This is a genomic window from Paenibacillus sp. MAH-35 (assembly GCF_058135425.1).
Window position 1 is genome coordinate 20,757 of sequence record NZ_JBYUPU010000044.1, and the last position, 26,396, is coordinate 47,152.

The 26,396-nt window shown below is 56.3% G+C and carries 21 protein-coding genes; 4 read left to right on the forward strand and 17 right to left on the reverse strand.

Translation table 11 applies throughout. From position 1 onward, the window contains the following. Positions 1–85 precede the first annotated feature (85 nt). Positions 86–4,627: a glutamate synthase-related protein gene (locus AC3Y2E_RS29200; protein WP_379216755.1), complete on the forward strand. Its 4,542-nt coding sequence runs from the start codon at positions 86–88 to the stop codon at positions 4,625–4,627. Positions 4,628–4,875: 248 nt separating this feature from the next. Here AC3Y2E_RS29200 and AC3Y2E_RS29205 read toward each other — a convergent pair whose 3' ends face one another. Next, positions 4,876–5,223, reverse strand: coding sequence for a hypothetical protein (locus tag AC3Y2E_RS29205; protein ID WP_190931457.1), 348 nt, complete (start codon positions 5,221–5,223; stop codon positions 4,876–4,878). Positions 5,224–5,345: 122 nt separating this feature from the next. Between AC3Y2E_RS29205 and AC3Y2E_RS29210 the strand changes: the two genes are divergently transcribed. After that, positions 5,346–6,083: an HAD family hydrolase gene (locus AC3Y2E_RS29210; RefSeq protein WP_379216758.1), complete on the forward strand. Its 738-nt coding sequence runs from the start codon at positions 5,346–5,348 to the stop codon at positions 6,081–6,083. Positions 6,084–6,212: 129 nt separating this feature from the next. On the opposite strand, the gene AC3Y2E_RS29215 is transcribed toward AC3Y2E_RS29210, so the two are convergent. From AC3Y2E_RS29215 to AC3Y2E_RS29250, 8 genes are all read right to left on the reverse strand, one after another. Next, the gene (locus AC3Y2E_RS29215) at positions 6,213–7,514 is read right to left on the reverse strand and encodes an ABC transporter substrate-binding protein (protein ID WP_190931459.1); all 1,302 of its coding nucleotides are present in this window, start codon (positions 7,512–7,514) and stop codon (positions 6,213–6,215) included. A 160-nt stretch (positions 7,515–7,674) separates the two neighbouring features. After that, on the reverse strand, positions 7,675–9,258 hold the full coding sequence (locus AC3Y2E_RS29220) for a response regulator (RefSeq protein ID WP_190931460.1): 1,584 nt from the start codon (positions 9,256–9,258) through the stop codon (positions 7,675–7,677). Continuing rightward, complete coding sequence (locus tag AC3Y2E_RS29225; protein WP_379216761.1) at positions 9,227–11,095, reverse strand: cache domain-containing sensor histidine kinase; 1,869 nt, start codon at positions 11,093–11,095, stop codon at positions 9,227–9,229. Before AC3Y2E_RS29225 ends, AC3Y2E_RS29220 begins: the two co-directional genes overlap by 32 nt. 161 nt (positions 11,096–11,256) lie before the next feature. Continuing rightward, positions 11,257–12,798: an extracellular solute-binding protein gene (locus AC3Y2E_RS29230; protein WP_379216763.1), complete on the reverse strand. Its 1,542-nt coding sequence runs from the start codon at positions 12,796–12,798 to the stop codon at positions 11,257–11,259. 91 nt (positions 12,799–12,889) lie between these two features. Beyond that, positions 12,890–13,759 carry a carbohydrate ABC transporter permease gene (locus tag AC3Y2E_RS29235; protein ID WP_190931463.1) on the reverse strand — a complete coding sequence of 290 codons (870 nt, stop codon included), beginning with the start codon at positions 13,757–13,759 and terminating at the stop codon, positions 12,890–12,892. Beyond that, positions 13,759–14,673, reverse strand: coding sequence for an ABC transporter permease (locus AC3Y2E_RS29240; protein WP_379216765.1), 915 nt, complete (start codon positions 14,671–14,673; stop codon positions 13,759–13,761). Before AC3Y2E_RS29240 ends, AC3Y2E_RS29235 begins: the two co-directional genes overlap by 1 nt. A 152-nt stretch (positions 14,674–14,825) precedes the next feature. Beyond that, positions 14,826–16,352, reverse strand: coding sequence for a glycoside hydrolase family 3 protein (locus tag AC3Y2E_RS29245; protein ID WP_379216767.1), 1,527 nt, complete (start codon positions 16,350–16,352; stop codon positions 14,826–14,828). Between the two features lie 290 nt (positions 16,353–16,642). Further along, positions 16,643–17,317 (reverse strand): CatB-related O-acetyltransferase, encoded by a 675-nt coding sequence (locus AC3Y2E_RS29250; RefSeq protein WP_379216769.1) that lies wholly within the window; start codon positions 17,315–17,317, stop codon positions 16,643–16,645. 457 nt (positions 17,318–17,774) lie between these two features. Between AC3Y2E_RS29250 and AC3Y2E_RS29255 the strand changes: the two genes are divergently transcribed. Further along, positions 17,775–18,236: a ClpX C4-type zinc finger protein gene (locus AC3Y2E_RS29255; protein ID WP_379216771.1), complete on the forward strand. Its 462-nt coding sequence runs from the start codon at positions 17,775–17,777 to the stop codon at positions 18,234–18,236. A gap of 239 nt (positions 18,237–18,475) precedes the next feature. Here AC3Y2E_RS29255 and AC3Y2E_RS29260 read toward each other — a convergent pair whose 3' ends face one another. From AC3Y2E_RS29260 to AC3Y2E_RS29275, 4 genes are all read right to left on the reverse strand, one after another. Next, entirely contained in the window at positions 18,476–19,141 is a 666-nt protein-coding gene (locus tag AC3Y2E_RS29260; RefSeq protein ID WP_190931467.1) for a bifunctional 2-keto-4-hydroxyglutarate aldolase/2-keto-3-deoxy-6-phosphogluconate aldolase, read from the reverse strand. A gap of 43 nt (positions 19,142–19,184) precedes the next feature. Then, on the reverse strand, positions 19,185–20,162 hold the full coding sequence (locus AC3Y2E_RS29265; RefSeq protein WP_379216774.1) for a sugar kinase: 978 nt from the start codon (positions 20,160–20,162) through the stop codon (positions 19,185–19,187). A gap of 128 nt (positions 20,163–20,290) precedes the next feature. Continuing rightward, on the reverse strand, positions 20,291–20,917 hold the full coding sequence (locus tag AC3Y2E_RS29270; RefSeq protein ID WP_190931468.1) for a hypothetical protein: 627 nt from the start codon (positions 20,915–20,917) through the stop codon (positions 20,291–20,293). Between the two features lie 118 nt (positions 20,918–21,035). Then, positions 21,036–21,458: a hypothetical protein gene (locus AC3Y2E_RS29275; RefSeq protein ID WP_190931469.1), complete on the reverse strand. Its 423-nt coding sequence runs from the start codon at positions 21,456–21,458 to the stop codon at positions 21,036–21,038. Positions 21,459–21,777: 319 nt separating this feature from the next. Here AC3Y2E_RS29275 and AC3Y2E_RS29280 point away from each other — a divergent pair, with 319 nt between their 5' ends. Beyond that, complete coding sequence (locus AC3Y2E_RS29280) at positions 21,778–22,185, forward strand: VOC family protein (RefSeq protein WP_379216777.1); 408 nt, start codon at positions 21,778–21,780, stop codon at positions 22,183–22,185. Between the two features lie 115 nt (positions 22,186–22,300). On the opposite strand, the gene AC3Y2E_RS29285 is transcribed toward AC3Y2E_RS29280, so the two are convergent. The 4 genes from AC3Y2E_RS29285 to bioB are packed head-to-tail and all read right to left on the reverse strand — an operon-like array spanning position 22,301 to position 26,354. Then, positions 22,301–23,233, reverse strand: a complete 933-nt coding sequence (locus tag AC3Y2E_RS29285; RefSeq protein ID WP_379216779.1) for a methyltransferase — start codon at positions 23,231–23,233, stop codon at positions 22,301–22,303. After that, positions 23,220–24,038, reverse strand: a complete 819-nt coding sequence (locus AC3Y2E_RS29290; protein WP_379216781.1) for an alpha/beta fold hydrolase — start codon at positions 24,036–24,038, stop codon at positions 23,220–23,222. The genes AC3Y2E_RS29285 and AC3Y2E_RS29290 overlap by 14 nt, the downstream gene beginning before the upstream one ends. A 1-nt stretch (position 24,039) precedes the next feature. After that, on the reverse strand, positions 24,040–25,320 hold the full coding sequence (locus tag AC3Y2E_RS29295; RefSeq protein ID WP_379216783.1) for an aminotransferase class I/II-fold pyridoxal phosphate-dependent enzyme: 1,281 nt from the start codon (positions 25,318–25,320) through the stop codon (positions 24,040–24,042). 41 nt (positions 25,321–25,361) lie between these two features. Continuing rightward, complete coding sequence (bioB, locus tag AC3Y2E_RS29300) at positions 25,362–26,354, reverse strand: biotin synthase BioB (protein ID WP_190931474.1); 993 nt, start codon at positions 26,352–26,354, stop codon at positions 25,362–25,364. Positions 26,355–26,396: the final 42 nt, after the last annotated feature.

Genomic DNA, 26,396 nt, shown 5'->3' on the forward strand with positions numbered 1-26,396 from the left:
CGAGGTTCTTTAACCCAATTAAGGAGGTCAGTAGGCCGGTGAAGGTTTTTTTAGGCTCCCTCGAAGTACCGGCTGAAATTATACTATGCATACATCCATGATCAACGAGGGTCGTTTTCAGGACCTGTTAACGACCGAGCACGACAGCTGCGGCATTATTTGTATTATCGAAAAAGACGGCTACCCGTCTCGTGACAATATTCAGAAAACGATCGACGCGCTCGTCAAGATGGAGCACCGCTCCGGGTTTATCGACGGCGAAGGCGACGGCTGCGGCATTTTGACCGATATCCCGCGGGCGCTCTGGGCGAAACGTCTGGAAGACGCCGGCTTGTCCGGACAATTGGCCGAAGACCCGAACTTCTCGATCGCGCATATCTTCATTCCGCGCAAGCTGGATCAATCCGTAGCGGACATTCAAGAGACGATCCGTTCGATGTTCGCGGAGCGCGGCATTCGGATTCTGATCGAACAAGAGGCGCAGACGGACAGCAGCGTGCTGGGCCGGAGCGGACGTCTCGACGAGCCGTGCTTCTGGCAGGTAGCCGCGCTGTGCGAGCAAGAAGGCGTAGTGGCAGCCGATCACCTGTTCGAGCTGCATGCGGCGATCGAAGACCGCTTCACGGTGCACGTAGCTTCGCTCAGCAATGTGACGGCCGCTTACAAAGTGATGGGCGCAGCGAGCATTTTGCCCAAATATTTCAAGGACACGCAAGATCCGTTGTTCGCGGCTCAAGTGACGATCGGTCACAACCGGTATTCGACGAACACGCTGTCGAGCTTTTTCCGGGTCCAGCCCTTCTCCCTGCTCGGCCATAACGGCGAGATCAATACGGTGAAAAAAATGCGCTACGAAGCCGACATGATCGGCGTACCGCTCGTCGACGGCGGAAGCGATTCGCAGGATATGAACCGGGTGATCGAGACGTTTATTCACCGGTTCGGGATGAGCCTGTTCGAAGCGATGGAGCTTGTCTTCCCTCCGATTCATAATGAAATCAAGCTGTTCCGTCCGGAATTGCAAGACTTGTATATGTATTATCGCCAGATCTGGGGCCATTATGCTCAAGGACCGGCAGGCATCGTATCGCGCTACGGCAACGAGTGCGTATTCAGCGTAGACGCTCTCGGGCTCCGTCCGGTCTGGATGGTCGAAAGCGAGACGTCGCTTTATTTCTCCTCCGAGCAAGGCATCATCACGGTTGACGAAATGGTCGCCGAGCCAAAGCCTACCGCCCCGGGAGAGAAAATCGGCGTCGTGCTGACCCCTGGACATCCGGTTCGCGTCGTCCCTTACGGCGAGCTGCAAAGCCTCGTGCTGGAACGGACGAAGTCGCGCATCAACCTGCAAGGAATGGGCGGCCACTTGTCTTTCGGCAAGACGGATGCAGCTGTCGAGCGGTTCCCTAAAGTTGCCGCCACCGATAATGTGTACAGCGCGTTCGGCTGGGACCGCGACGGCATCCAGATGATCGAATCGATGGCGCAGACGGGCGCCGAGCCGATCCGTTCGCTCGGACACGACGCTCCGCACGCGGCCATTCATTGGGAACGTCAGAACATTCCCGATTTTATTAAAGAGAGCGTAGCCGTCGTCACGAATCCGGCAATCGACCGCGACCGCGAGCAGGAGCATTTCTCCACCCGCGTTATCATCGGACGCCGTCCTTCCGTCTACGGGCAGCCGGGCAGCGAGACACGGTTCGAGATTATGGCGCCGATGGTGCTCGAAGGCGAGAACGGGATCGGGTCGCTGGAAGAGATCGGCCATATGTCGCTGGAGCAAATTATCGCGGAATGCCGGAAACAGGGCGAACACGCGGTGGCGGGCTTATCGCTGTCGTTCAAGCGCGGATCGTCGCTTCAGGGCGCTCTGAACCAGCTTGCACTGGATGCTGTCGACGCCGTCCGAAACGGCGCGGTTCTCGTGCTGCTCGACGACGCGGCCGTGCATCAGGACGACAACCTGTGGATGGACCCGCATCTGGCCATCTCCAAGATCGATGTTGCGCTGCGCGCCGTCAAGCTCGGGTCCGGCGACAACTTGCGCCGCCGCGCTTCGATTGCGGTCCGTTCCGCTTCCATCCGCAATCTGCACGATATTGCGCTGGCCTGCGGTCTGGGCGCGGAAATCGTCTCTCCTTACATCCTGTTCGAGACGGCCGCTGTCAAAGACGGCGCCGCTGCAGCCCGCAAAGTGCTGCTGACTCTTCAAAAAGGGCTGGAGAAAGTGATCTCCACGATCGGAACGCACGAGCTGCGCGGTTATACCCGCTTCTTCTCCTCGATCGGATTAAAGCCGGAGCTGGCGGAAGTGCTTGATATCGTTAATTATTTAGGCAGCGAACAAGCGGGCACCGGCTATGCCGAGCTGGAGAAGGAAGCCGAAGCTCGCTGGACGGATTATCACAATCCGAAGGCGAAAGCGGCGAAAAATTTCCGTTTCTTCCAGCGGATGTGGAAAGCGCTCGGCGACGCCGCATCGGGCGAAGCGCCTTACAGCGAATACCGCGACAAACTGTACGAGGAAGAGAAGAAAAATCCGATCTCGATCCGTCATGTCGCCGAATTCGATTATGAAAAGTCGGGACGCAAGCCGGTCGATCCGTCCGAAGTCGATATCTCGGTCGGCAAGCACAGTCTGCCGATGCTCATCTCCTCCATGTCGTTCGGTTCGCAGAACGAAACGGCGTTCCGCGCTTATGCGGAAGCCGGCGAGCGCCTCAACATGGTGACGATGAACGGCGAAGGCGGAGAGATCAAAGACATGCTCGGCCGCTACAAGCGGACCCGCGGAGCCCAGGTCGCGTCCGGACGTTTCGGCGTCAACGTCGAGCTGGCTAACGCCGTGGCGTTCCTCGAGATCAAGATCGGCCAAGGCGCGAAGCCGGGCGAAGGCGGCCATCTGCCGGGTTCCAAGGTTACCGCCAAAATCGCCGCAGCCCGTAATGCGACGATCGGCTCCGACCTGATCTCGCCATCGAACAACCATGACATTTATTCGATCGAGGATCTGGCGCAGCTGATCTCCGAGCTGAAGGAAGCAAGCGGCCGCAAGGCGCAAATTATCGTCAAAGTACCGATCGTTCCGGGAATCGGCACGATTGCCGTAGGCGTCGCCAAAGCCGGCGCGGACGTGATCACGTTGTCCGGCTTCGACGGCGGAACGGGCGCAGCCCGGATTCACTCGCTGACGCATGTCGGGCTGCCTACCGAGATCGGGACGAAGCTCGCTCACGTCGCCCTGATCGAAGCGGGCCTCCGCCACAAAGTGGAGCTGTGGTCCGACGGCGGCATGAAGTCCGGTTCTGACGTCGTGAAGCAGGTGCTGCTCGGCGCGAACCGGGTCGGCTTCGGAACGATCGCGATGCTCGCTATCGGCTGTACAACCTGCCGCGGCTGTCATCTCGATACGTGCCATGTCGGGATCGCCACCCAAATCGATCATATGGAGGAAGCCGAGGAAAAAGGACTTCGCCGCTTCGTGCCTCGCCAGTTCGATCTGGCCGTCGATTCGCTCGTTCGTCTGTTCGGCCAGTTCGGCGACGAGATTCGCGAGATCGTGGCGAAGCTCGGCTACACCACTCTGCAGGAGCTCGTAGGGCGCTCCGACCTGCTGAAGCAGGTCGACCATCTGGACCGGATCGATCTGTCCGACCTGCTTCGTCCGGCTCCGCTGTCGTTCCTGCAAGCGGCTGACGCTCAGGCGGAAGCGGCTGCGGCCGTATCGTCCGATATCCGGATTGCCGCAGGCGCGGAAGGCCAAGAGTTTTATCCGGACGTACTCGCGTTCGACCGGGCCGTGGAGCGCAGATGGTCGAAAATCGACGCGGAATCGCGTATTATCGGCAGCCGCTTCTCCAGCCATCGCGTCCGCGACCGGTTCGACGGCAGCTACGACAGCCTGCCGGAAGTCTCGCTTACGCTCGCTGACGGCTCGGTGCCGGGCAACGGCCTCGCCGCCTTCAACGCCCGCGGCGTGAACATTACCGTACACGGCGGAGCCGAGGACGGCGTCGGCAAAATGTCGTTCGGCGGCAAAGTCGCCATCCTGAAAGCACCTGGCAAAAATGGAGTGCGGATCGACGGCTCTGTCGGCAAATCGTTCTGCTACGGCGCGCAGAAAGGATTGTTTATCGTACAGGGCGGCGCGGACTCCCGTGCCTGCATCCGGCTGTCGGGCGCCGACGTCATCTTCGGCGGCGAAGTGACCCAGCCGCTTCAAGACGCGCTCGGTTCGATCGCGAGCCGTGCGAACTTGAAAGGCTTCGCGTTCGAGTATATGACGAACGGCCGTGCCGTCGTGATGGGCGATCCGGGTCCATGGATCTGTGCAGGGATGACCGGCGGCGTCATCTACCAGCGCCTCGTGCCGGAGATGGGCCTCGATACGCAAGCGATCGAGCGACGCATCGCCAAAGGCGCGAAGGTCAGCATTCAGCCGCTCGGCACGCAAAGCCGCGCCGATCTGACCGGGCTGCTCGGCGCTTACCGTGACGAGCTGCAAGCTTCCGGACAGACGGAAGCGGCCGCCCGTATCGAAGCGCTGCTGGGCGACCTGGACGCGAACTTCGTCCGCATCTCGCCGGTCGGCATGCAGGCCGATCAGTCGGTAGCGACGGAATAATTTTGGAAGATCGAGGATCAACTACGCAGCACTTATAACGAACCCCCGGAACTCTGCTTGGGCAGAGCACCGGGGGTTTTCCTGTCGGTACCCGGGATCAATCAGGCGCGCTGCCGTACGGTACGGATGGCACAATCCCGCTAAGACCATACTGAGAGCCTTCGTTTGGTAATTGGAACGCTCCACTTCCATGTCATGCGAACCTTTCGGGTACAGCCCCTCCCGGCGCTGCTCGATAACGATCGCGCCTAGCGATAAATCTGCTTCATCGAGCCCGGCTCGATGATGTTGTCCCCTTCCACGGTCGGCGGATTGCCGCCGTTTGCGTCGCCGGGGCGAATGTTTTGCTGCCGATCGTATACGTCCTGCGGAGTCGTACCGCCTTGCGGAAGGTTCGTATTCACCCGGTCCTCCAGGTAACGCTCATCCCGGATGCCCCGGGTGTCCTGATTCGGGTTTTGCTGCTCTTTCATCCGGTAATTCGTCTGCTGGCAGCCGGTCGCCGTTACGGTCAGAAGCAGGACCGCCGCGGTCAGCCCGCTTGTGCCAAGCCGCGCTTTCCACCGGCCGGAATGTGCTTTGTTCGTTATGCTCATGCTAGCTCCACCTTCTTCCTGTTGCAAGATTTACGAAACCTTTTTAGGATGCCCCGCAAATCGTGTTACAATAGAGGGTACCCGCTAAAAGAATTTCATCCGTACAAGGAGGCGAATGCGGCATGCCCAAACAAACGATTCTGTTCGATCTGGACGATACGCTGATTCATTGCAACAAATATTTCGACGCGGTGCTGATCCAATTCGCCGATCTGATGACGATATGGTTCAATGGGTATCGGCTGACCGAAGACGAGGTGCGCCGCAAGCAGTCCGAGTTCGATATTGCCGGCGTACACAAGCTCGGGTTTGCCGCCGGTCATTTTCCCCAGTCGTTTCTGGAGACGTACGACTACTTCTCAGCCCAAACCGGGCGGAAGCCCAGCGCAGAAGAACGGAAAAGGCTGTATGAGCTGGGCAATAGCGTATACGAATTTCCCGAGATCGAGCCTTACCCGGACATGACGGAGACGCTGGAGAAGCTCCAGCACGCAGGGCACGAGCTGTTTCTATATACAGGCGGTGAACCTTCGATCCAGCAAGGCAAGGTGAGTAGAATGGGACTGGACGCTTTCTTCGGCGACCGGTTGTTTATCTCTCCCCATAAAACGACGGAAGTGCTCGAATCGATTTTGACCCGGAGCAAGTTCGACCGCAATGCGACATGGATGATCGGCAATTCGATCCGTACCGATGTCGTTCCGGCGCTGGAGACCGGCATTAATGCCATTCATATTCCGGCCATCACCGAGTGGTCGTTCAACATCATCGATATTCTCGTGAAGCCGAAGCGCGCTTTCCTGCAGTTGAACAAGCTGCTCGACGTTCCGCCCGCCATCCGTAAACACAGCCTGGCCTGATTCGGCCCTGATCTTATCGCTTGCAGCAAAAAGAAGCCTTCATCCCCACTAAAAGGGTGAAGGCTTTTCGCTTTTCATTTTTCGCTCTGAAGGGGCGTTTCCGGTTTCGCTCCACCGTTATCGGGCCGGCTACTTCGCTTTCTCCTCCGCGATCAATTTGACCATCTCCTCGTCGATTTGCCGGAAGGCGGTGTTCAGATCGATCGTGCCTTTGGCAAGATCCGGGACATATTTGCCGTAGATGGACCGGGCCTTGGCTTCGTACGTAACTTTCGGTGTAATCGGCGCGAACTTTTTGCCAAGAATGGCCTGAAAGTTTTTATCTTTGTATTTGCTGTTTTTTGCAAACGCTTTCATAACTACGTCGCTTTGCAGCACCGGAATGATCGCCCGCTCGGACAACGACTTCTGCACCTCCTCGGACAGCATATAGGCGAGAACTTCGGCAGCGGCTTCCTTATGCTTGCTGATCGAGGTAATGCCGAACATCGTAGGCAGCGGCTGTGAGGCAATTCCGGGCGCGGACTTGTAGGAGGGATAGCTGACCAGATCCCAATTAAGCGTTGTCATATCGAAGTTCAGAAACGCGTTGGCCAGCCCGTCAACCATCGCCAAGTTTTTCTCCTGAACGAAGTTGCTCGCATTAAGCGACTTGTAGTCCGTCGTCTTCTTCATCTCAATAAGCTGGTTAAAGATCGTGCTCCAGCCGCCGTTCGTCAGAATGGTCGGCTTCTCCGTCTTTGGATCGACGTACGGGATCGATAAGGAGCTCAAATTCAGATGCGGCTGAACATCGCTTCCGATGCCGTAATATTCAAGCCCTCCATCCGTCCTGCGCATGCGCTTGGCCACCCCGATCACTTCGTCCCAGGTCACTCCGTCTTTCAGATACGGTACGCCGAACTTGTCGAACAAATCTTTGTTGTAGTATAGGGCGGCCGCATTATTCACGATTGGTAGCGCATACATTTTCCCGTTTGACATCGACCTCGCCGCTTCTACAGAGGAGGGCTCCAGTTGGTTCAAATTGACGCCGTATTTCTTAATCAGCTCCGTCATATCGTATTCCAGTTTGTATTGGAGCAGATGAGGAATCGTATTGTCCACCGCCTGCCAGTAGACGTCGATCTGCGCTCCCGCGGAAAGCATATCCGGAAACTCCATCCCTTTGCCCGAGGCGACGTATTCGATCTCATACCCCGGAAACTTCTTCCTCATCGTATCGCCGAACCGTTCGTTGAAAGCTTCCTGCGTCCAGCCTGCCGTCGAATAAAAGACGAGCTTGACCGGGTCCTTCTTCACCGGCGTCGTACCGGACGGTCCCTCCGCCGTCGTCTGCTGTTTCTCAGCCCCGCACGCGGCGAGGAGAAGCAGCAGAACGGCGGCGGAAACCGGAACCATACAGTTTTTTACCCCTATCTTCTTGTTCATCTTACCCCTCCCTTTTCCCCTTTGCACATCCTCTATTCGTAATCATCATACGATAGCCGCCGGGGTGGAGAACATGCAATTATCCCGCAATCTGCATATCCTTTTTTGTAAGGAAAGGGAAGGCGCGGAAAAAGGAGCAGCCGCGATCGGCAACGATCTATCAGGCAAAATCGGACGGACTGCGTCCCGTATATTTCTTGAACACCCGTGAGAAGTAGCTCGGGTCCTTATACCCGAGCCGGTCCGCCACCTCGTACACAAGCGCCTGTTCCTCCTGAAGCAGACTCATCGCCTTTTCCATCTTTTTGCGGAGCACGAAATCGGAGAACGCCTCTCCGGTTACTTCGCGAAACAGCCTGCTTAAGTAGGAGGAGTTGATGCGGATATGTTCCGCCGCATCCTCGCGCGTGATTTTGTCGAAGATATGCTCCTCGACATAAGTCATGACCGCCTCCATCAGCTTGACCTTGCGCGCCTTCCGGTAATGGTCGAACTGCAGGCTGATCCGGATAAACCGGTCGCACCACCAGCGGCCCATCTCATCCAGCGAGCGGAACTGCTCCGGGTAACGGAACAGCTTGTAGTCTTCCTCGTCCAGCACGCTCCTCACGCCTCGGCCCAACCGGTGCACGAGCGACACGAACAGTCCCGCAAACGGGAAAAACAGCTCCTCGGGATATTTATGAGGAGGATCGAGACGTTTGGCGCTGTCGAAAAACTGGCTGATCACGCGCTCCAGCTCCGCTTCGTCGTTCAGCTCGACGCAATGAACGATCAGCGTCTGATCGGAGTCGGTCAGCAGCGGCAAGTGTCCGGACGGAGGCAACACCAGATCCTCGTACAGGACGAGTCCCGCTCCGACCGACAGCTTCAGCCGCAGCGCCTGCTGGGCTTCCGTGAACACAGCCGGCACTTCCGCCAGCGGCACCACCCGGCTGCCGACACCGACCGTAATCGATACTTTCAGATACCGTGCCGCTTCCCGCTTGGCGCGCTCCACCCATAAAAGCAGTTCGCTCAAGCTGTCTTTGGCGGTGACCGACTGATAGATGACGACCGTCTGTCCGTTGCCCCGCAGATGCGAGATGCCGCAGCCTCCCAACTGCTCGGAGACGATATTGTGCATGGCGAATTGCAGCAGCGGATCGTCAGCGGGAGACTCGGTCCGGTCGAGCTCGAACACCGCCACCGCCGCAAGTCCCGTATCGTCGAGAGGCAGATCGAAGAAGGCGATTTTCTCGCCGATCGGCCCGGTTCTCTTCCCTTCCCCGTTCAACCAGTCTTCCATAAAAGCCGAGCGGAGGACGGGCAGCTGCCGTTCCATGCTGCGGCGTATCGCCTCGGTGTCGTGCTTGCGTTCCAGAGCTTCGCGCCAATCGTCCCTCGCGCTTTGCAGCTCTTCGAGCAGTTGCCGCTTGCCGATCGGCTTGAGCAAATAATTGCGGACGCCGAGCCGGATCGCTTTCTGCGCGTATTCGAACTCGTCATAACCGGTAAGCACGATCAGCAGCGTCTCCGGCTGCTCCTCCACAATCTGCTCCGCCATCTGCAGGCCGTCCATGACAGGCATCCGCACGTCGGCAAGCACCAGGTCGGGCCGATAACGGCGAAACGCCTCAAGCCCGTCGAGACCGTTCTCGGCCGTCCCGACCAGCTCCATCCCGTGTTCGTTCCAGTCGATCGCCTCCGACAGCCCTTCCCGTACTCTAGGCTCATCCTCGACGATCATCACCTTCATCTTCATGGCGGCCCCCCTCCAATCTGGACTCGGCGATCCGGATCGACACGGTCGTCCCGCCGAACGGTTCGCTCGTCATCTCGAATCGCATATCTTCTTCGCCATATATGAGCCGCAGCCGCTGATACAAATTGCGCAGCCCGTACGTCTTCCCGCCCTCGGGCCGTTCGTCGCGCACGGCCTCCAGCAGCTCCTTAAGCCGGGGAGCCGGAATGCCGATACCCGAGTCCGTCACCTCGAACAAGATCCACGGCCCGTCCCGAACCGTCCTCACCCGAAGCCGGCAGGCGTCAGCCAAAGCTTCCAGACCGTGAACGATCGCATTTTCCACAACAGGCTGCAGCATCAGCTTAATGATCTTCACCTCATGCAGCGTACCATCGATGTCCCATTCCACTTCGAACTTGCCTTTATGCCGGAACTGCTGAATCCGGATATACGTCTTCAGATGGTCGATCGTCTCGCGAACGGTAACGAACTCCTTGCCCCTGCTTAAGCTCAGCCGAAAAAACCGCGACAAATCGAGCACCATGTCGCTGATCTCGTTATTGTCCGAACGCTCGGCCGCCCAGTAGATCGAATCCAGCGTATTGTACAGAAAGTGCGGATTCATCTGCGATTGCAGCAGCTTGAGCTCCACGTCCTTGCCGCGCAGCTCCTGCTCGAACATCGCTTGGCGCATCTGCTGCTCATTGACGACCATATCGTTAAACCGTTTCTGCAAATAACCGAATTCGTCCATCCTCGATATGGGCACCGGGACGAACGCCGCCCCGCTCTCGACGCGCCGGATGCCGGCCATCAGTTGGCGGATCGGAGTCGAAATCTGCATATACAGCAGCGTGAACAGTGCAAAAGAAAGCAGCACCAATACGGCGAGCACCGCGTACAGCAGCAGCTTCATCCGCCGGATCTCGCCCATGATCTCCTCTTCCGGAATGCACATGGCCACCTTCCAGCCCGTCAGCTCAGACTGTTTCTGGACGAACCGGTACTCACGATCCCCCAGTGCGACCGGCGCATATTCGGAAGCCGGAAAGCGCCACGCTTCCCCGCCATGCCCGTCTTGCGGCTGTTCGGGTACTATCCGGCCCGCCGCCGCATGTTGAAAATCCGGGTCACCCTTGCTCCAGATCACGTTCCCGCCTCCGTCATAGATCAGGATGCCGGTTCCCTTCCACAGCGGGCTGTCGCCGACCAGCATCTCGAAGATCGATTTCTCCGTATTAACGAGAAGCACGTTGGCTCCGCCGCCGTCGGACGCACGCAGCAGCCGGGCCACACTGACAAGGCCGCTGTGGCTCTCTGCATAGGAAGGCGCCGAGGCGATCAGATCGGCCCCGATCAGCGGCGTTCCTTTATAGTCCTTCACGCCTTGCAGCCAGTCCGGCTTGGCGCCGGGATCGGATGCAGAAGACGCCGAATAAATGCCGTCCTTGGTGGTCAGCATTTTGTTCGACGTTTCGTTATAGATTCCGACGGAATCGATATATTGGTTCACCACGGAAAACGACTTCAGGTCGCCCATCACCTCGAGCAGCGGCCATACCGCGTCAGGCGAACGGAAGTCGGGATACCGGCCCAGCTGCTTCAGCAGATTGTCGCTTGCTGCGATCGATTCCGACAGCTTGACCGTATTCTCCATATACATCTCGATGCCGGAAATCGCCGTTCCGAGCGCCTGCTCCGCCGAAGTGCGGATTTTCTGTTCCAGCACGTTTTGAAACCATAAAATCAACAGGAAAGTGACCACCGCAAATACCGCCAGGCTGCCGACCGCGAACATAAGAAGTGTCGATTTAATAGTGCGTTTTCGGGAGATGGCGAGCTTGCTTCGATTCACGACGATCACCGCTTCTGCTGGGCGTTATGCCCGTTTTCTGAGTTTCTTGACTATATCTTCACCAATTGTATCATAGGAGGCAGGATAACAGAGCAAGCCGTTAGCGTCCGAAGAGGCGCTCCGTTTACAGGGACATGCCTGCACCCTTCATCCCGATGCTCTTACTTACCTTTTTTGGCGTACCACTCTTCAACTTCCTTTAATATTTTGTCTCCGCCTTTAGCTTTGTAATCGGTGACAAACTTGTCGAACGCTTCGAGCGGCAGCTCGCCGATAATGATTTTCACGAACGTTTCGTCGCGCAGCTTGCGCAGGCTGCTCAAATTCTCGATCATCCCCGGGGTAGGCGAACCGGTGAACTGGTCGCGAATCGCGTTTTTAACCGACAGGTTGATATTGTCGACGAGCTTGAAATCGGCGCCGAGCGACTCCATCTTACCGGAATTGAGTTCCTTCGGCTGCATGAACATCAGCTGCTGGCGGTAACCGTACTTGTTGTGGTTTTCGAAGTTCAGCGCCAGCTTGCCGTCTTTTTTCGTATACATGAAGTTTTCGCCGTACTCGCCGAAGCCGAACACGAACTTGTCGATATTGTCCTGAACGGACAGCCAGTCGAGCATGTTCAGGATCGCTTCCGGATGTTTCGCTTTGCTCGTAATGACGGCGAACGACTTGTAGGCCGGGTCTCCGAACACGCCTTTTTTGCCGGTAGGGCCGGTCGGCGGATCGATGGCGATCCAGTTTGCCGCAGGGTCGTTCGTTTTGCTCGTATTGATCTCGTTGCGCGCTGCCGCCCAGTTTCCTTCGTACAGCCCGACCTTGTTGTTGCTGACCTTCTCCGTGTACGCCTTCACTTTGGTCAGCGGCCATTCGTTATCGAGCAGCTTGTCGGCGTGCAGCTTGCGGATGTAAGCGAGCGCGTCCTTCATCTCGGGCTGGATGTCCGCTTGGACGATTTTGCCGTCCTTGATGATCCACTCGTCCGGGATGACACCGAAGGCTCCGAACAAGCCCGACCAGCCTTTCAAATTATCGTAGCCGATAAAGCCGTACGTATCCAGTTTGCCGTTGCCGTCCGGGTCCTGCTCTTTGAACGCTTTGGCGACGTTGTGAAGGTCGTCGAGCGTCTTCGGCACGTCCAGCTTCAGCTTGTCGAGCCAGTCTTTGCGCACATAGAAGTTGTTCGTTCCGAGGTTCCCGTCGTTCAGTACAGGCACGGCATAGATTTTGCCGTTGTATTTGGCGGCTTCCCACGCGTCGGGGAATACGGCGTTCGACAAGTTTTTGTAATTTTTCACTTTGTCGCCGAGATCCATCAGCGCACCCTGCTTCGCATTGTCCATTAGCCAAGATTGGCTCGTCGCCGGAAGGACGAAGAAATCGGGGATGTCGCCGGAAGCGAACTTCAGGTTCAGCTTGCTTATAAAATCTTCCGGAGTGGCCGGGCCGTATTCGATCTCGAGGTCAACGTTCGTTTCCTTCTCCAGCATCGCCGTCCAAGGATTTTCATTGATCGTCTGGCCGTCCGGAAATTTCAAGCCCCCGGACATAAATACTTTCACGACAGGCGCTTTCTCCGGCTCCTTCGCCTTCGAATCCGCTCCGCCGGCGCTGCCCGTTTGCCCCGTTTGACCGGAGGAGCAGCCCGCTGCCAGCACTGTGGCCAGCAAGGAATGGACGACAAGTGTTTTTCTCAGCTTCATGTTGAAAGGTGCCTCCCTTTTCTTGTCTTTGTTAGTATAACTCTTCTTGCCTTGGTTCTCTTCCCTTCTGACGAAAGCGGCTGCGGAGCCCTTATTCCTTCACCGCTCCGAGCATCACTCCTTTCACGAAAAACTTTTGCAGAAACGGGTACAGAATGATCATCGGCAATACGCTTGCCATAATTGTCGCCGCCTTTAACGTTTCCGGAGCGACGAGGAACAGCCCCATGTTGTTCGTAAGCTCGATATTCGATTCGTTCTGGACGATCAGGTTCCGCAAATACACCTGCAGCGGGTTCAAGTCGGCGTTGCTTATATACATAACCGCATCGAAGTAGCTGTTCCAGTGCATCACCGCGTAAAACAGCGTCAGCGTCGCAATGGCCGGCAGCGACAGCGGAATGAACAGCCGCGTCAGGATCGTCCAGTGGCCGGCACCGTCGATTTTGGCGGATTCCTCGAGACTTTCCGGGATCGATTCGAAAAAGTTTTTCATCAGAATCAGGTTAAAGGCGCTAACTGCGGAAGGCAGAATTAGCGACCAGAACGTATTGAGCATGCTCAGCTCTTTCAGAAGCAGAAAGCTCGGGATCATGCCGCCGCTGAACAGCATCGTGAATACGACCATCGCCATAATGGCACTGCGTCCTTTGAGCGTCCGGCGCGAGACGGCATAGGCCATCAGGCACGTCAGGATCATGTTGATCGCCGTACCGAATACCGTCCGCATGACCGATATGCCGAACGATTTGTAAAACGCGCTGTCTTGCAGAAGCAGCTTGTAAGCCTCCAATTGAAAATCAATCGGATAAATCGTCACCTGATTGGAGGAGACCGCATGCGGACTGCTCAGCGATTGGGCCAGGACATGCAGGAACGGGAACAGCGTGAGCAGCCCGAAGCCGGCCAGCAGCGTATAGTTCAGTGCACTTCCGAGTTTTTCCGACCAAGAACGGTTCATTACCACACCCCTCCCCCGTAACGCTTCGCAATCCGGTTGGCGATCAGTATGAGCACCAGTCCGACGACGGATTGGAACAGCCCGACAGCAGTCGCGAAGCTGAACTTCTGCTCGGTCAAGCCGACGCGGTACACGTACGTATCGATAATATCGCTTACCTCGTAGACGAGCGGATTGTACAACATGAAGATTTGCTGGACGCCAAGCTCAAGGATGTTGCCCAGTTGAAGCACCAGCAAAATCAGAATCGTACTGCGGATGCTCGGCAGCGTAATATGCCAGATTTCATGGCGCTTCTTCGCCCCGTCGATTCGGGCCGCCTCATACAGCGACGGGTCCACCCCGGTGATCGCCGCGAGGTAAATGATCGAAGCCCATCCGGATTCCTTCAAAATGTCGGTGATGATCAGAATGCTCCGGAAGTACGCCTTCTCTCCCAGAAACAACACCGGCTCGAAGCCCAAGAAGACGAGAACCGTGTTGATGATGCCCGTACCCGACAGCACGTTAATGACGATACCGCCGAAAATAACCCAGGAGAAAAAGTGCGGGATGTAAAACAAGGTCTGGGCCGTCCGTTTAAACCAGGAGATTCGCACCTCGTTGAGCATTAGCGCGATCAGAATCGGAACGGGAAAGCCCCATACAAGCTTGTATACGCTGATCAGCAGCGTATTGCGGAATACGGTCAGAAACTCGTCGTCGGCAAAAAAACGTTCGAAATGCTTCAAGCCGACAAACTCGCTGCCGCTCATGCCGAGAAACGGGCTGTAATCTTGAAAAGCGATCAGCACGCCGTACATCGGCACGTATTTGAAGAGGATAAAATAAAGCAATCCCGGAAACAGGAACACGTACAACAGCCATTCCGTCCGCAGATGCTTCCGCCAGTTGTCGCGGGTTGCAGTTTTCATCGAGGTTACACCTTTCCACATAATTGATGGCGCCACTTGGCTATGTCTTTATTGTGGCAGGCGGGCGGACCTTTTCACTAGAGGAATTGTGTTGAAATGACAGGACTTCTGTGACTGAAATACAGCCTCAGAAGTCCGGGTACAAGCGGGTATCAAGTTCCGAGAAGCCGGCTGACGGCGACTTCCTGAAGCGAGGGGGCATGATCGTAGGCGAGCAGTACCGGCACATCGGGCAGATGGTCCGCATCGTAGTTGGAGCCGAAATGCACCCAGCGGACGCCGCTGCCGCCGCGCTGGCGGAGCCGCTCGTTCATCTGTGCCAGATAAGCCTGATCGATCGGTTTATTGTGGCATACGGCCACGATAATACGGCTGCCTCCCCCGATCCGGTCCAGCGCCTCTCCCAGCTCCAGGTAAGAGGGGATCGTGACTTCTTCGGCGATACGTTCGCTCAATTCTTCCTTCAGCCTGGCGGCGAATCGTTCCGCTTTGGTGTCACGAATGAGCGTCCAAGTCTGTCCATCAGCGGGCAGTGCTGTCATGCCGTGGAGAGGGGCAAGCGCCAGCTCCGCGATCTCCCTGCTGACGCGCCGGGACGGCTCGGAATCGAGCCGGGACAAGTCGGCCGCAGATAACGATGCCTCTGCGAACCGTTCGCGCGTCAGGCCGTACTTTTCCTTCACGGCGAGAATCCGCGCTACCGACTCGTCGATCCGCGCTTCGGAGATGTCCCCGCCGGTTACGGCAGCAATCACCGTCTCCACCATCGAGAGCGCCTCTTCGTGACTGCGCGCCGTGCCCAGCAGGATGTCCGCTCCCGCATGGAGCGCCCGGACGCAAGCCTCCTCCATCGAATAACGGTTCGTAATTCCTTTCATCGACAAGCCGTCGGTCACGATCAGCCCTTGAAAGCCGAGCTCCTCGCGCAGCAGTCGGGTCGTCATCTCGTAAGAGAGCGATGCGGGCAGCCCCGTAGAGTCCAGCGCCGGCACCGAGATATGGCCGATCATAATCGCCTCCACGCCCGCTGCGATCGCCCGGCGGAACGGCTCCAGCTCGAACTTCTCCAGCCGCTCGCGATCGAACGTCAGCACAGGCAGGTCGTAGTGCGAATCGATATTCGTATCGCCGTGACCGGGAAAATGTTTGGCCGTCGCAATCAGTCCGTGATCCTGGTACCCCCGGATGACGGCGTTCGCGAGCAGAGAGACGGACTCCGGATCATCGCCGAACGAATGCGTACCGATCACCGGGTTGTCCGGGTTGTTATTAATGTCCGTTACGGGGCTGTAGTTGAAATTAACGCCCATCGCCAGCGATTCTTCCGCCGTGACACGCCCGGATTCGTAGGCGAGCCGCTCGTCGCCCGCCGCTCCGATCGCCCGGTTTTTGGGGAAATGAACCGCTCCGCCCTTCAGTTTGCAGCCCGCGCCCGCGACAAAATCGGCCGAGATGAACAGCGGAATGCCGGCGCCGTTCGTCAGCGCCTCCCGCTGCAAATCGTCCGTCAGCCGCTTCACCTGCTCCGGGTCCTGCAGGCTGTCGATATTCAGAAACACGCCGCCCAGCTTCTTCTCCGCCACGAGCTGCCGGGTCTCCGGCGATACGGTCGTGCCTTTGCTTGTTAATGCGAACAACTGGCCTACCTTTTGCTCCAGCGTCATGTTCGATATGTTCATTCTGGCTGCTCTCCTTCCGGACCGCGCTTTACGATACCTGCATACGCGTTTGTCCGTGTGCTGTGTCTACTCTCCGGTTACCGGTACCAAATTCAAAGCTTGTCTATCAGTTTGAAAAGGCATCGTCCTAATTGTAAAAGCGGTTGTCGCCCGACGACAGAGGAAGGGCGTGCCATTTCCGGTACTATTGTGACATGGCAAAGGGAGCCGGCGGTTTTTTTTAATGTTAAAAAAGCCCCCTCTGAATTTGCTATCCAGAAGGGACTTTTGCTCGTTAAACTTATTCGTTTTTATTTCATGCGGGGATTACTTGGCAGTACTTCCCTCAGATAAAACTCATAAAGCTGGCTAATCGAAGAGCTCGACAAGATCGGACTGGCGCGTTCAACCTGCTCCCGTTTCCAATCGAACCAACGCATTTCCTTTAACATTTCGACTTCACTGTCCGTAAACCGCTTCTTGATCTCTTTGGCCGGGTTGCCGCCTACTATCGTATAGGGCGGGACATCTTTTGCAACAACCGATCCGGCTGCAACAATGGCGCCTTCGCCTATCTTCACACCTGGCATGATCATTGCATTCATGCCGATCCAGGCATCACTTTCGATGACCGTATCCCCTTTGGGTTCATAAGAAGATTCAATCTGCTCTGCAAACGGATACACGGTGATCCAGTCAGGACGATGATTGTGATTGCCGCCCATTAGAATAATTACACCACTTGCCAGACAGACGTAATTCCCTATGATCAATTTATCCAAATGCCAACCATGGTCTTCAATGGGGTTAAATAACGTTCTGGATTTCTCATCTCCCCATAAGTATCTGACGCATCCATCCTCAAAATCATGATTATCGTAATAACCCGAGTAATAGGAGTATTCCCCTACCTCGATCATGGGGTTGGTGACCATATCCTTCAGATACTTGATTTCCGACCAGTGGTTAAACCGATGCTGTTTCATTTTGTTTCCCTCGCTTCTAAGTAATGAAAATCTTTTTTTACTTAGAAGCTTAATCCAGTAGCCACATTCTTATACCGTTTCAAACGACGCACCATCGTTCTCATCCTTTTCCCGATTGATTAGGAGATTGTAACAAACGAATCTTTTGTTCGTCAAATTGACCTATAGCGGAACTCCCTATTCCACGTTTACGAGCACTGTATCCTCAAACCGGCCATACCACGTGTTCACCTTGATCTCGGCAGTCCCTTGGCTTACCGCTGTCAACTTCCCCGTCTGATCGATTGGATACGACACCAGGATTGCTGGAAGTCCAGGACAGCCTGTATGCGGGAGCTCCGGCCGGGGCAACGGCCGCCGTCAGTTGATGGCTTGGCATCAAGCGCAACAGCTTCAATTATTAAGCGTATTATAATGAAAGAGATCAGATCTTAAACAACGGGAGAGGCGTACCGAAATGAAGCTCAGAACGACCCAAATATTCCTGTATCTCATCATTATTGCGGGAATGTTACTACTTGGTACCGGGTTCTGGCAATATGTGCCCGAGTCGGTTTCATCGCAGATTCCGGAAAAAGTAAGAATTGCAATTACTGCGGAGAATATTGTATTTCCGATTCTGGGCATCCTGCTGATCGGTTTTGGTTTTGCCTTATTAAAGATCATTCGTGAAGTTAGAGAAGAAGCTCGGGTACTTAGAGAAGAGATCGGGTATTTGGCTGAAACAGTCGAAAGTAGTTACGACGATTCGGAGTACGAAGATCAAGGCGATGAATCTGCAGTAGAGTATTGTTCGTTTTGCGACAAGCAACAGGGCGATGTATGGAAAATTATTACCGGTCCGGGGGTTAATATTTGCTCAGAATGTGTGGAAGCATGCGCAGAGTTATTAAAACAAAAGAAAGAAGCCAGAGAATAGCGTGTACAGTCCCATCGCAGGGAAGCCTGCTTTCAATGGTATCAGCGAGCGAGCTGTCCCCAACGAACGAAACGCAAAGACGCTCCCATAACCACGGTATAAGCGGGGCTGGAATCGTCTTTGTGCCTGTACATTCCTAGGAGAGAGGAAGCTCCATAAATCAAAGATTGACTTTTGGATCGTCCCCTCGCATGATCAGGCGGAATAAAGATAGCTCCCGTGCCTGTTGAAAGCCGGGCTCACTTCCCCTTCGCCTCGCGGTAAGCCGCAATGTACTGGGCCGCCTTCTCCGCTATAAGCCCGAAGTTGTCCGTCTTGACCGCTTCGCTCGTCAGGTCGGAGCCGATGCCTACGGCCGCCGCTCCCGCTTTGATCCATTCCCCGAGATTCGCAAGCGAAACGCCGCCGGTAGGCATAATGTTTGCTTGCGGCAGCGGACCTTTAATCGCCTTAATCATCGATGGCGAGTACAGGTTGCCCGGGAACAGCTTCACGATGTCCACCCCGAGCTCGAGCGCTGTCTGAATTTCCTGAACCGTCATCACGCCCGGCATTACCGGAATCCGGTACCGGTTGCACAACGCAACGGTCGCCGGATTCAGCGACGGCCCGACGACAAATTCCGCTCCGCTTAATATCGCCGCCCGCGCCGTCTCCGGATCGAGCACCGTACCAACGCCGATGATCGCATAGTTGTCGGCGCCAGGCTGGGCGCTCGAATACTGCTGCGCCAGCTGCTCGATCGCCCGCAATGCGAACGGTACGGTCATCGTCACTTCGATGACCTTGATGCCGCCCGCGATCGCCTGCTCGGCCATCCGGACGACCTCTTCGGCCGTATCGCCGCGAAGTACGGCAACGACTCCTTCTTCTGCGATTTGCTGAATCAGTCTGATTTTTTTCATGATGTATATTCCGCCCTTCTGCGATCTGTATAGATGCCCGCTTCTACCGCTCCACGTGCGTTTCATTATGGAGAACAGCCTGCACTTGCGCCCAAGTCGGCAGTCCTTCCCAGTCTCCGGACGCCTGCACGACCAGCGAACCGATCAGATTGCCGAGCCGGACCGCCTCCGTATGCGAATGTCCCTTCAACAGACCGGCGATAAATCCGGCGCAAAAGCCGTCGCCAGCCCCTACCGTATCGATGACGCGCTCGGCTTTAAAATAAGGAACCGCGGAGACGCTGCCGTTCTCGACCACATAGGTTTCGTCATCGCCGCCCTTTACAATCGAGACCGCGTTCAGCTTACCGAGCCGTTCCACGATTTGTTCGAAATTGTCGGTTTCGTACAGAAGCTTCAACTCGTCGAGCCCCGGCAGGAAGTAGTCGGCTTGCTCGGCCAGCTCCAGCAGCACTTCTCTTGCCTCGGCGGCGGACCATAGCTTCAGCCTTAGATTCGGGTCGAAGCATACTTTCACTCCATGTTTGCGCGCGATCCGGACCGCTTCCTGAACCGTATCCCGGCACGATTCGCTTAACGCCGGCGTAATTCCCGTTACATGCAGCAGCTTGGCTCCGGCGATGTATGCTTCATCCAGATGAACCGGCTGCATCAGGCTGGCGGCCGAATGCTTCCGATAATAATAAACCGACGACCTTCCGTTTACGACCTCGCGAATAATGAGCCCCGTCGGAGCGCCTTCGGTCAGTTGGGCGCGGGATACATCGACGCCTTCCCCGCGAATCAGCTTCAGCCCGTATTGTCCCAACGGATCTGCGCCCAGATGACCGAACCAGCCGACCGTATGGCCAAGACGAGCTACTCCGATCGCCACATTGCTCTCCGCACCGGCCAGTGATTTCTCGAACTGGGCGGAATACTCGATTCCTTTTACGCCGGTCGGCATCATTAATCCCATCGTTTCGCCGAAAGTGACGACCTCCGGGGACGGGTTGATTGCTCCAGTATGCGCCTTCGACATCTTCTGACCATCCTCCATCATCTGCACACAAAATAGCCGCTTTTGTACCATCTTAACAAGTTTAAACGTTTAAATCAATTGAAATCCCCGGATCGAGACCTGAACCATTAGCTATATTGCCAGTTCCGTCACGGCGTTATTCCATAATGGCCAAACTCCAGGTTATCGCTGTCGTGTCGGCTCAGGTGCAGCTGTAACCCGGCGGGAGCTCTCGTCGTATCGATCCGGCCGAACCGCGAATCGAAGCCGCTCCATCCGAAAAGCGTCTCTTCCGCGTCAAAGTCTCCGCTACTATACTGCCTGGCGAGCCGCTCGTCGTCCCAGAACGTTAAAATGACCTCGCGCTCATGCGCGAACAGGACGGCCGCCTTCAGCAGAAACGTTTCCTTGTCCTTCAGATCCGTCAAACCCTTTACATAGATGACCATTTCGTTCCGGTTGTTGCCGGCTCCTGTAGCCAGGACGGTATATGCAAGCTCCCGGCTTTCCGTGATCCGTCTCACCCTGTCCTCCGTTACCCGAAGCTTGTTGATGACGGCGTCCTGCTCTTGCACCGTTTGTTTCGCCTGACGAGCCTCCTCACTGAGCCGGTTCATCGTTTCGTTTTGTTGTTGCAGCTCTCCGGTCCGGCTGCGGAGTTCTTGTTCAAGCTCGGCCACCTGCTTCGTCAATTGTTCATTTATTTGCAAGAGCTCGCCGGATTCGCATCCTGCGATCGTCAGGACGAGCAGCATACCGATTGCTAACCTTTTCATAGCTGACCTCCTTCCGCGTATGCGATACGCTCATAGGACAATGCTTTGGTCTCACCCGCAAATGTCGGGTACGGCATAATCTGAACGCCGACTGCTCTCTGAAAATGATGCGCTGTCCCTACTTGCTCCATTTTAGCTGATAAACTTCTTTCCCTTCGTATTGTTCTTCCCCCTTCCACCAAGTAAGCTTTACTTCGGCTTTTTCTGGAAAGCCTTCTATTTTAATTTTTTTTGTTGTAAGTCCTTCCTGGAAATTATCGGTGCTGAACTCGGCAAGGAAGCCGAAGGCATCGATTCGCAACCTGGATACTTGATCTTCTTTTAAATATTTGAGCTTTAAATCGAGAAACCATTGCCCGCCCAGATCGACGTCTATGCTCCAATGTTCCAGCCCCTCCCTGCTTTCTCTGCTCAGAGCGAGTGCCGAATAGTTTGAATTACTAACGGCTTGCGAAGCCGGCTTATATATCTCCCTGCTCTGACAAGAGACGACCAGCAGCAGCAGCAGGGAGAACCATGCGATTCTGTATGCACACTTCACATAATCACCCGACCCTTCCTAACACAAACCCTGCATTTCCTTACCTATAAAATAATAAACCCAATTGGCCCCCAAAAAGTCGCGCCGAAACGTAAAATAACAGCAAAAAAAGAAGAAGCTGCCCCTCTCGCGAACAGCTTCCTTCTTGATTTGATCCTTGTAAACTTCCCATAGATCATTAAGCCCGGAGTTGTGCTTCTTGGCGGGCGTATCCGGAACGGCGTCTAGAATAGCAATCCGGAAGAAACGTCAGAATAGACGAAAGGGTACAATAGAAGAAACAGAGGTCCATAATCGAAACCGGAGAGGATCGTGCGAAATGGCCAAACACACGACTTATATATTCTCGGAAGATGCGAAAGGGCAAGCCGAATTTTACATTCAGGCGTTCGGGGGCGAGATTTTATCCGTCATGACCTACGGTCAGCTTCCCGATGCGAAGGAGGAGCTCCAGGACAAGATCATTCATTTAAGTATGGTCGCCGGCGGGGTGCCGTTCTATTTGTGCGATTCTTTCAAACCTGTCCATCCGGGCAATGCGATCAGCCAAAGCATGGAATTTGAAACGGAGACCGAAGCCCGCGATGCGTTCGATAAGCTGGCGGCCGGAGGTAAGGTAACTCAGCCCTTGAAGCCCGAATTCTGGGGAGATTTGTTCGGTCAGCTCGAAGACAAATACGGAATCCAGTGGATGATTACCGCCAAGGCAGAACTAGCCCAGTCTTGATCTACCGGTGGCGAGCCTGAAAGGCCCGACAGCCGCAGCGCCGCAGCCCGTTCCATCCTCTGGGACGTGTTGCGGCGTCTTTCATTAGAGACGGTGCGGTATGCCGCCATCCGTTTCATTTTTCGCCTCTTACAAACGTTCCGTATCCGATCTCATAATCGGCCTCGATTCCGCCGCCACCGGCAGGAAAAGATTCGGTATAGATTCGCTCCATCGTCTCCAGCAGCTTTCGGCCGCCGACTCCGCTCCGGCTTCCCGTCACCGCATTGCCCGCCCCCACCCGTTTCACCTGATGAAGAAATGTGCGAACATCCGCATACACGAACGTCCGGACCGCCCCGCTCCAACGAAACTCCCCGGCTTCTCCTTCCGCACACGCTCTCCACTCGTCTTGTCCGAGAAATCGCTGTCCGTGCGGCGACGGTGCTGCGTCTAACTGCCGTTCCGCTTCCGCGAAGGAGGCATGCAATTGGTGAAAGGTCCCCGGCCCAAAGGTAGAGAAAGCAAGCACGCCTCCATCGGCGCCCAACAGATCGATACAAGCTGCCACCGTCTCTGCCGGCTTATTGAACCATTGGAAGGCGGCGTTGGAGATGATCAGGTCGAAAGGCGGGAGCGGCATGGGGTCGTCCGGCCGCCGATCATCGCCAGAGACAGAATCCCATCCGGCAGCTTCCACCGAACACCGCAGCTCCGAGCCGTCGGCCAGCAGCTTCTCCGCATCTCCCTCTATCCAGCATACGCGATCTGCCCGGTCCGGCCGGGTGCGCCGCAAGTTATGCCGGGCCGCCTCCACCATATTCGGCGACAAGTCGACAGCCGCAATCGTCGCATTCGGAAAAGCCGATACGAGCATCGCCGTCAATCGGCCGGTCCCGCATCCGATCTCCAAAATTCGTTCGACTCGCTCGGCCCCTCTCGCCCCAAGCCGTTCCATCGCATGAGCGATCAGATCCTCGGCCATTTCTTTCTGAACGTCCGCATAACGCTCGTACTCCGAAGCATGACGGTCGAAATGACGGCGCACGAGCGACTTATTGATGTTCATGAGCGATTCTCCTCAACTGTTCGGCGAAACGGTCCGGCTCTGTCCAAAACGGCGCATGGCCCGCTCCCGGAAATAACACCTTCATCGATGCAGGGACGGCTTGAAGAGCACCTGCCGGGCATATCGGATCTTCTTCGCCGTGCAGCCACAACATTTGAGGAGCTGCGATTCGGGCTTTGCCGGATTTGTCTTCGCCGCTTGTTTCCCTGCTTCGAATGAAGCTTTGCCACCGCTGCGTCAAATCGGTTTCCGCCAAGTAAGCCAGACCGGTGTCCAGCCCCCCTGGTGTGAAATCCGTATCCGCCCCAGCGGCGGACATTTGCGCGACGACAACTTCCTGGTTCCGCCGTTCCCGCTCGGAAAACATCGACTCCGCGAACTTCTGCAGCGTCTCACGGGGCTTGTCGGCAAGCTGAGAGCGCATGCGCCTCACCACCCGCTCCGGCCAGCCGCTCGCCCGATCCTCCGCCACGAAGCGCAGAGTTGCACCGACCAGCACCAACCGCTCGATCCGACAATGAAAATCCCCCGGATTCGGAGCGGTTCGCAGCCCGGCTTCCCAGCTGTCCAGCATCATATCCAGCGTCAGCATCCCCCCGAGCGACCAGCCGATTACATAAACCGGGCCGGTAAGCCCACTCACCGTCTGATGCAGACGGCTGCGCATCTGTCCGACGGAATCGCAGTCGGCATAAGTGAACAGACTATGCCGGGCATCCGGCAGCCACCGGTACGACTGATCCCATACGCGCGGCGACTGTCCCCAGCCATGTATCCATACTACGGACGGTCTCGTCCGCTCCATGTCAAATAACCCCCAGTTCCAGGCCGATGCTCACGATCGTATCGAGCGCCATTCTCAAATCGTCGTCCCGGTGTGTAGCCATCGGCGTCAAACGAATCCGCGCCGACCCTTCCGGTACGGTAGGCGGCCGGATCGGCACCGCCGCGATGCCCGCCTCCTGCAGCTTCGAACCGAACACAAGCGACCGCTCGTTATCCCCGACGATAACCGGTACGATGTGGCACTCGCTGTCTCCCGTGTCGAAGCCGGCGCTCCGCAGCTCGCCGCGCAACCAGGCCGCTTTGCGAAGGAGGGCGTCTCTTCTCCAGCCTTCCGTCCGGATGATGTTCCATTGATCCCGGATCGCATACACGAGCATCGGCGGCAGCGCCGTAGAATAGATCAAGCTCCGGGCCTTATTGATCAGATAGTCGATCATCAGGGCAGGCCCCGCCGCATAAGCGCCATAGCAGCCGTATGCCTTGCTGAACGTCCCCATGTGGACATCGACCCGCTGTGCTAATCCGAGCTCTCCGGCCAATCCTTCCCCCCGGAGTCCGAACACGCCCCCGCTATGGGCTTCGTCAACCATCAGCATCGCGCCGTAACGCTCCTTCAGCTCCACCAGCTCGCGAAGCGGCGCGATACTGCCATCCATACTGAAAACCGAGTCGGTCACAACGAGCTTGTGCTTTGCAGGATCTGCCTTGCGCAGCAATTGCTCCAGATGGTTCATATCCCGGTTCCGGTATCGGAACACCTTGGCCCGACTAAGAATAGCCCCGTCCACAATGCTCGCATGATTGTATTTATCGCTGAAAATCAGGTCGTTGCGTCCTGCCAGCGCGCTGATGATTCCGACATTCGCCATGAAGCCGCTGCCGAATAGAAGACACGCTTCCGTCCCTTTGTACGCCGCGAACTCCCGTTCGAAGCTTCCGAGAATCGGATCTCCGCCGACGATCAGCCGCGATGCGGTCGCGCCTGTCCGGATCGGTGAGCCGCCAGGTTCGCCGAATTTCCCCGCTTCGCTCCCCACCGCTCCAGCCGTCGCAGCCATTTCCGCTCCCGAGCCCGATTCCGCGCGGATTCGGTCTGCGTAATCGTTCCAGCGGGACAACGTTTCCTCGTTCACCTCGTGATGGAGACCCAGATAATGGTTGGAGGCCAAATTAAGCATGCTCCGTCCGTTTCGGATGATCCAGCCTTCCCTCCGTGCCGGGGCGCTTTCGGTTAAAGCTCGGGCCTGCCCGGCGGCCGCCAGCCGGTCCAGCTCGCCGCGCATCCATTGCAAATGGTCCATTCTCTCCTCATCCCTTACTTATCCGTGCGGATTGCTTCCCCTCACAGTGCGCATCGTTCAATCTCAAAGCCGAGATCTTCGATCATCCGGTGATCCTCTCGCGCTTCCTGACCTTCCGTCGTTAAATAGTCGCCGACAAAAATCGAATTGGCGGCATACAGGCCAAGCGGCTGCAAGGAACGCAGATTGACTTCCCGTCCGCCCGAGACCCGGATCTCCTTAGTCGGGCAAATGAACCGGAACAGCGCCAACACTTTGAGGCATTTGCGCGGATTCAGCTCCCGGTTATTTTCCAGCGGAGTGCCCGGGATGGAGTTGAGAAAATTGACCGGAATCGAGTCGGCGTCCAGCTCCCGCAGCGCATAAGCGATCTGCACGATCTCCGCGTTCGTCTCCCCCATGCCTACGATACACCCGGAACAAGGGGACATGCCGGAAGCTTTAGCTTTCTCCACTGTGGCGACCCGATCGTCATACGTATGAGTGGTCGTAATATTCGCGAAGTTGCCTGCACTTGTGTTCAGGTTATGATTGTACCGGTCGACGCCCGCCTCTTTCAGCCGCCCCGCCTGCTCCTCCGACAAAATCCCGAGGCAGGCGCATACTTTCATCGGCATCGTCGCTTTGATTTCCTTCACCGCATCGACGACTTGATCCAATTCCTTGCTTGTTGGACCGCGTCCGCTCGCTACGATGCAATACGTCCCGACCTTCAACTCCATCGCCTTCCGGGCGCCGTCGATCAGTACGTTTTTCTCCAGCAGCGGGTATTTCGAGACGGGCGCTTTGGACACGATCGACTGGGAGCAATATCCGCAGTCTTCCGGACACAACCCGCTTTTCGCATTGATGATCAGGTTCAGCTTCACTTTTTTACCGTAATACGTCTTCCTGACTTGAAAAGCGGCGTGTAGCAGCGGCAGCAGTTCATCGTCATCCGCCTCCAATACGGCAAGCCCCTCCTCCACACTCAGCAGCTCGCCGCGCAGCGCCTTCTCTGCAAACAAGTCCCATTTCGAACGCAATGCGATCATTAAGTTCTCCTCCGACCATTGGATTTCAGTGGTGAATGTGCG

What these genes read in the sequence shown, in the direction of transcription:
- AC3Y2E_RS29215 (WP_190931459.1), bottom strand. Translation starts at nt 7,514, where the DNA reads ATGAACAAGAAGATAGGGGTAAAAAACTGTATGGTTCCGGTTTCCGCC.
- AC3Y2E_RS29260 (WP_190931467.1), bottom strand. Translation starts at nt 19,141, where the DNA reads ATGAAAAAAATCAGACTGATTCAGCAAATCGCAGAAGAAGGAGTCGTT.
- bioB (WP_190931474.1), bottom strand. Translation starts at nt 26,354, where the DNA reads ATGATCGCATTGCGTTCGAAATGGGACTTGTTTGCAGAGAAGGCGCTG.
- AC3Y2E_RS29220 (WP_190931460.1), bottom strand. Translation starts at nt 9,258, where the DNA reads ATGAAGATGAAGGTGATGATCGTCGAGGATGAGCCTAGAGTACGGGAA.
- AC3Y2E_RS29200 (WP_379216755.1), top strand. Translation starts at nt 86, where the DNA reads ATGCATACATCCATGATCAACGAGGGTCGTTTTCAGGACCTGTTAACG.
- AC3Y2E_RS29250 (WP_379216769.1), bottom strand. Translation starts at nt 17,317, where the DNA reads ATGAAACAGCATCGGTTTAACCACTGGTCGGAAATCAAGTATCTGAAG.
- AC3Y2E_RS29265 (WP_379216774.1), bottom strand. Translation starts at nt 20,162, where the DNA reads ATGTCGAAGGCGCATACTGGAGCAATCAACCCGTCCCCGGAGGTCGTC.
- AC3Y2E_RS29280 (WP_379216777.1), top strand. Translation starts at nt 21,778, where the DNA reads ATGGCCAAACACACGACTTATATATTCTCGGAAGATGCGAAAGGGCAA.
- AC3Y2E_RS29270 (WP_190931468.1), bottom strand. Translation starts at nt 20,917, where the DNA reads ATGAAAAGGTTAGCAATCGGTATGCTGCTCGTCCTGACGATCGCAGGA.
- AC3Y2E_RS29235 (WP_190931463.1), bottom strand. Translation starts at nt 13,759, where the DNA reads ATGAACCGTTCTTGGTCGGAAAAACTCGGAAGTGCACTGAACTATACG.
- AC3Y2E_RS29295 (WP_379216783.1), bottom strand. Translation starts at nt 25,320, where the DNA reads ATGGACCATTTGCAATGGATGCGCGGCGAGCTGGACCGGCTGGCGGCC.
- AC3Y2E_RS29205 (WP_190931457.1), bottom strand. Translation starts at nt 5,223, where the DNA reads ATGAGCATAACGAACAAAGCACATTCCGGCCGGTGGAAAGCGCGGCTT.
- AC3Y2E_RS29230 (WP_379216763.1), bottom strand. Translation starts at nt 12,798, where the DNA reads ATGAAGCTGAGAAAAACACTTGTCGTCCATTCCTTGCTGGCCACAGTG.
- AC3Y2E_RS29245 (WP_379216767.1), bottom strand. Translation starts at nt 16,352, where the DNA reads ATGAACATATCGAACATGACGCTGGAGCAAAAGGTAGGCCAGTTGTTC.
- AC3Y2E_RS29285 (WP_379216779.1), bottom strand. Translation starts at nt 23,233, where the DNA reads ATGAACATCAATAAGTCGCTCGTGCGCCGTCATTTCGACCGTCATGCT.
- AC3Y2E_RS29210 (WP_379216758.1), top strand. Translation starts at nt 5,346, where the DNA reads ATGCCCAAACAAACGATTCTGTTCGATCTGGACGATACGCTGATTCAT.
- AC3Y2E_RS29255 (WP_379216771.1), top strand. Translation starts at nt 17,775, where the DNA reads ATGAAGCTCAGAACGACCCAAATATTCCTGTATCTCATCATTATTGCG.
- AC3Y2E_RS29240 (WP_379216765.1), bottom strand. Translation starts at nt 14,673, where the DNA reads ATGAAAACTGCAACCCGCGACAACTGGCGGAAGCATCTGCGGACGGAA.
- AC3Y2E_RS29290 (WP_379216781.1), bottom strand. Translation starts at nt 24,038, where the DNA reads ATGGAGCGGACGAGACCGTCCGTAGTATGGATACATGGCTGGGGACAG.